Here is a 4496-nt window from a genome sequence, read left to right on the forward strand (position 1 = left end):
CGCGGAGGCGGAAGGGCAGCCGGGCCAGGATCAGCGCGGGCCGTACGTCGGAGCCGGCCGCGTACCGGGGCCGGGGGCGGTTCGCCTCCAGCGCCCGGACGATCGTGCGGGCGACCCGGTCCGGCTTGGCGCCCCGCATCCGGGCGACGGCGGCGTCCACGGCCTCGATCTGCCGCCGGTACAGCGCGAGACGCGCCGGGTCGGCGGCGGCGAGGGCGGTCTCGGCGGCGGCGCTCGCCTTGGTGAAGATCCCGGTCTCCACCGATCCCGGGACGACGGTGATCACCGCGACGCCCTGCGCGGCGAGCTCGACCCGCGCGGCGTCGGACAGGGCGTCCAGCGCGGCCTTGCTCGCCGAGATCGGACCGGCGAACGGCATCGCGAGCCTCGCCGTCGGCGCGCTGATGTTGATCAGACGGCCGCCTCCCGCCCGGAGCAGCGGCGCGAACGCGCGGGTGACCTCGGCGGGTCCGAAGACGTTGATGGCGAACTGCCGGTGCAGCTCCTCGGCCGGCACCAGCTCCAGCGGGCCCTGGACGATGACGCCGGCGTTGTTGACGACACCGGCCAGACCCTCGCCGTCCTGCCGCCGGGCGACCTCGTCGGCCGCGGCCGCGACGTTGTCCGGATCGGTGACGTCGATCCGCACCTGCTCGACGCCGTCCAGATCGCGCAGGTGCGGGGCCTCGGCGCGGACACCGGCGTAGACCCGGTACCCGCGCTCGGACAGGGCCCGGGCCGTGGCGGTCCCGATGCCTCCGGCCGCTCCCGTGACGAAGACGGCGCGCGTGTTCGTGCTCATGAATCACCTCACGTGTTCGAGGGTACATGTTCCGAAGGACATGTACCTAGGGACATGTGGATCATCGAGGTGGTCCAGGGGACATGTCAAGATGGAGCCCACGATCGAGTCCGGAGAGGTGCCGTCTTGTCCCTGCGCCATGGATTGCTCGGGCTGCTCGCCGAAGGCCCGGCCAGTGGGTACGACCTGGCCCGGCGCTTCGAGGAGGCCCTCGGCCCGGTGTGGCCGGCCCAGCACCCGAAGATCTACGCCGAGCTCTCACGGCTCGCCGGCGCCGGGATGATCGAGGTGGACAGCCGCGGCCCGCGGGGCCGGAAGGCGTACCGGATCACCGATGCCGGCCTGGCCGAGGTACGCCGCTGGCTGGCCGCGGGCGACGTCGACCACACCCTGCGCACCGAGTCGGTGCTCCGGTCGTTCTTCTTCTGGCTCATGGAGCCGGACGAGCTGCGCGAGCATCTGCGGCGTGAGCGGCGGTTCTTCGCCGAGACCGCCGCCATGGCGCGGACGTACGCCGCGGCCAAGGACCGCGGTGACTTCGGCGACAGCATGCAGACCAAGTCCATGCGCGTGGCCGTGGAGGCGGCGATCCGGATGTACCAGGCGCTGGCCGACTGGGCCGAGTGGGCCGAGACCGTGCCCCCGGCGGTCGCGAACGCCGACCGAGGCGATGAGACGACCGACGCCACCGCGGCGCCGTCCGGCCCGGAGGACCCGGCCGCGAGCGGTTAGGGCCTGTCTCGAGGCTCGGCCGTTCTGCCGCGGGCGGGGACGTCGAGACCGGCCCCGGCCGTACGGCGGCCCGCCGGAGTCACTCGATCTGGATGGCGACCACGCAGGTGTCGTCGTTGGGGTTGGGGGCGCCGAAGGCGTCCAGGACGTGGTCCAGCACGCCCTCCGGGTCGTGGGAGCCGGTGGTGGACGCCGCGTGGACCAGCAGGTCCAGTCCCTCCTGCAGGCCGCGCTCGCGGCGTTCGATGAGCCCGTCGGTGTAGAGCAGCAGCAGGTCGCCGGGTTCGAGCGAGGTCGTCTCCACCGCGAACTCCGGCTCGTGTATCGCGCCGAGCAGGATGCCCTCCGGCGGGTCGAGGGTGACGGCCTTGCCCTCGCGGATGAGCACGGGCGGCAGGTGACCCGCCTGGGCCCAGGTGAGCGCGCGCTCGTCCGGGTCGTACCGGCCCGCCAGCACGGTGGCGGTCAGGGACGTCGGCCAGTGCAGCGTCAGCCGGTTGAGCCAGCCCAGCAGCCGGTCCGGCGGCGCGCCGGAGAACGCCAGCCCGCTCAGGCCGTTGCGCAGCCGGGCCATCGCCGCGGCGGCGTTCAGGCCGTGCCCGGACACGTCGCCGATGGCGAGGAAGACCCCCTCACCGTCGATGGCCGTCGTCTCGTACCAGTCGCCGCCGACCCGCGCCGAGTGGCCCGCCGGCAGGTAGCGCACGGCCGCGCGCAGCCCCGGCTTTTCGACGATGCCCTCGGGCAGCGGGAGGATCGACCGCTGCATCTCGATCGCCTGGTGGCGCTCGGCGGCGATGAGGCGGCGCTCCAGTTGCACGCGGGAGGCCTTGAGCGCCCGCTCGCCGAGGCGCCAGCGCGTGACGTCCTGGCAGACGCACCGGATGGCCGCGGGCGTGCCGAAGGAGTCCAGGACCGGCTCGCCCATGAACCGTACGTCGCGGGTCTCCTCGCCGCGCAGGACGCGGATCTCGTTGTCGATCCTCTCGCTGCCGTCGAGCAGCGTGCGGACCAGGTGGACGACCAGTGGCACGTCACCGGGAACGACCTGCTCGGCCAGGCGTTCGAGCGGCAACGGGCCCTCGGCGGGGTCGCGGCCGAAGATGCGATAGAGCTGGTCGGACCAGTGGATCCGGCCGCCGGTCAGGTCCCACAGCCCCCAGCCGAGGTTGCCGATGCGCTGGGTCTGTTCGAGCCGCGCCTCGGGGTCGCCGGCGGCCGGCGGCGCGGGACCGGGGGAGGGCGTGACGCGTGGCCGTGCGCCGGCGCGCAGGCGGGCGGTGAGGTCGGCGTCCGGCACGCCGGGGGACAGGACGCCGGGAGGAGGGGCGTCCTCGCCGCCGGGCTCGGGAGTGAGGAGTAACCGGGCGGCGACCTCGGGGGAGACCCCGCTGTCACGCGAGATCTCCAGGAGGTGGGAGTGGGCCGCGGCGACGCCGCAGCCGAGCCGCTCGGCGAGCAGGCCCTTCGCCTGTTCGAGGATGGCCGTGCGGCGGGCGACGGCGTGCGTCTGCTCGAGCTCGGCCCGGAGCCGGTCGACGGTGTCCGCCAAGGTGGCGGCACGCTCGACCCCGGAGCCGTCGTGGTCGTGAGGGATGCCCATGTGACCGCTTTCGAGGTGATCGTCTGCACCCGGACGGACACTCACAGTAGTGGCTCCGGGGCGGCGGAAGGGTGACCGAACCTGGTTTCCGGGGGTCGTGGCGGATGCGAAACGGGACATGGCGGACGCGCTCGCGCGGCGTACACCATGGCCATATCCTAGCGATTCACACCCTCCGCGATGAAGCGATCGCGGACAGCGATCACTCGCGATCGCCTCCTGCGCCCGAGGTCACCGGCATCGGCGATCACCCGCCGGTTCGCCCGGGCGGTCGGGGCCCGCCGGGACGGGTAGATTTCCGGCAGGCCCGCAACGAGGATGAGGTGGCACGTTGACCAGTGCGAAATCAGCTTTCGAGCCCGAGCGTCTCACGCGGGCGCGGGAGAAGGTCGCCGCGTCCGGCCTGGGTGCGGTGTTCCTGACACCGGGGCCCGACCTGCGCTATGTCACCGGCTACGAGGCCGTCCAGCTCGAACGCCTGACGTGCCTCGTCATGCCGGCCGCCGGCGACCCGTTCATGGTCGTGCCCCGGCTGGAGCTGCCGGCGGCGCAGGCGTCGCCGGCCGGCGGGCTCGACCTGGAGCTGGTGCCCTGGGACGAGACCGACGACCCGTTCGCGCTCGTGGCCTCGCGGCTGCCCGGCGAGGTGACACGCGTCGGCGTCGCCGACCGCGTCCGGCCGGTGGTGCAGGCTCAGCCGCAGCCCTGCCTCGCCAGGCGCGGCGATGAGGGTCAGCGGGTAGTGCGTCGAGCTGTTCATGGCCGCGCCGCGGCTCCGCAGCCCCGCACGGGCCAGGGCGTCGTCCAGGGCCTCCGCGTCGAGGGGGTAGGTCTCGACGACGGTCAGCGTGTCGAACAGCTCCCCGCCCGGACCGGCGTGTGCCCGGATCTCCTCCAGTCCCAGGTGATGGGCCTCCAGCAGGCCGGCCTGCTCGGCCTGCACGCGTACGAGCAGCTCGCGTACGGTCTCCGGGCGGTCGAGCCGGACCCGTACGGGCACGGTGTTGATGAACAGGCCGACCATCCGCTCGGCCCCGTCGAGTTCGGCGTCCCGGCCGGAGACGGTGGTGCCGAAGACGACGTCGGCGGTTCCGGTATGCCGGCCGAGCACCAGCGCCCAGCACACCTGCACGATCGTGGACAGGGTGACGTCGGTGCTCCGGGCCAGCGCGGACAGTGCGCGGGCGGCGGCGGGGTCGAGGACGCGGTCGATCCGCCGGGGCAGTTCCGGCCCGCTCGGTCCCGCCTGCGGGGCCACGAGAGTGCCCTCCTCCAGGCTCGCCAGGGCACGGGCCCAGGCGGCCCGTGCGGCGCCGGTGTCGCGGGCCAGGCGGTGCACGACGGCGTCACGGTACGGCG

General features: G+C 73.8%; 3 protein-coding genes and 2 pseudogenes. 2 read left to right on the top strand and 3 right to left on the bottom strand.

The genetic code is table 11. The annotated features are described in order from the left end of the window. Nucleotides 1-802, bottom strand: an 802-nt coding sequence (locus ACFFNX_RS43150; protein WP_378212044.1) for an SDR family NAD(P)-dependent oxidoreductase, incomplete at its 3' end; no start/stop codon positions are given. 126 nt (nt 803-928) lie between these two features. Here ACFFNX_RS43150 and ACFFNX_RS43155 point away from each other — a divergent pair. Further along, on the top strand, nt 929-1534 hold the full coding sequence (locus ACFFNX_RS43155; RefSeq protein WP_378212045.1) for a PadR family transcriptional regulator: 606 nt from the start codon (nt 929-931) through the stop codon (nt 1532-1534). A gap of 79 nt (nt 1535-1613) precedes the next feature. Here the strand turns inward: ACFFNX_RS43155 and ACFFNX_RS43160 are convergent, their stop codons facing one another. Next, nucleotides 1614-3137 (bottom strand): SpoIIE family protein phosphatase, encoded by a 1524-nt coding sequence (locus ACFFNX_RS43160; RefSeq protein WP_378212046.1) that lies wholly within the window; start codon nt 3135-3137, stop codon nt 1614-1616. Between the two features lie 412 nt (nt 3138-3549). On the opposite strand from ACFFNX_RS43160, the pseudogene ACFFNX_RS43165 reads away from it, so the two are divergent. Then, a pseudogene (locus tag ACFFNX_RS43165) lies at nt 3550-3762 on the top strand (aminopeptidase P family N-terminal domain-containing protein); the annotation flags it as partial. 120 nt (nt 3763-3882) lie between these two features. Here ACFFNX_RS43165 and ACFFNX_RS43170 read toward each other — a convergent pair. Then, nucleotides 3883-4476 (bottom strand): annotated as a pseudogene (locus ACFFNX_RS43170) (condensation domain-containing protein); the annotation flags it as partial. Nucleotides 4477-4496: the final 20 nt, after the last annotated feature.

Source organism: Actinoallomurus acaciae (assembly GCF_042429965.1).
In the GTDB taxonomy this organism is placed as follows: Bacteria; Actinomycetota; Actinomycetes; order Streptosporangiales; family Streptosporangiaceae; genus Actinoallomurus; species Actinoallomurus acaciae.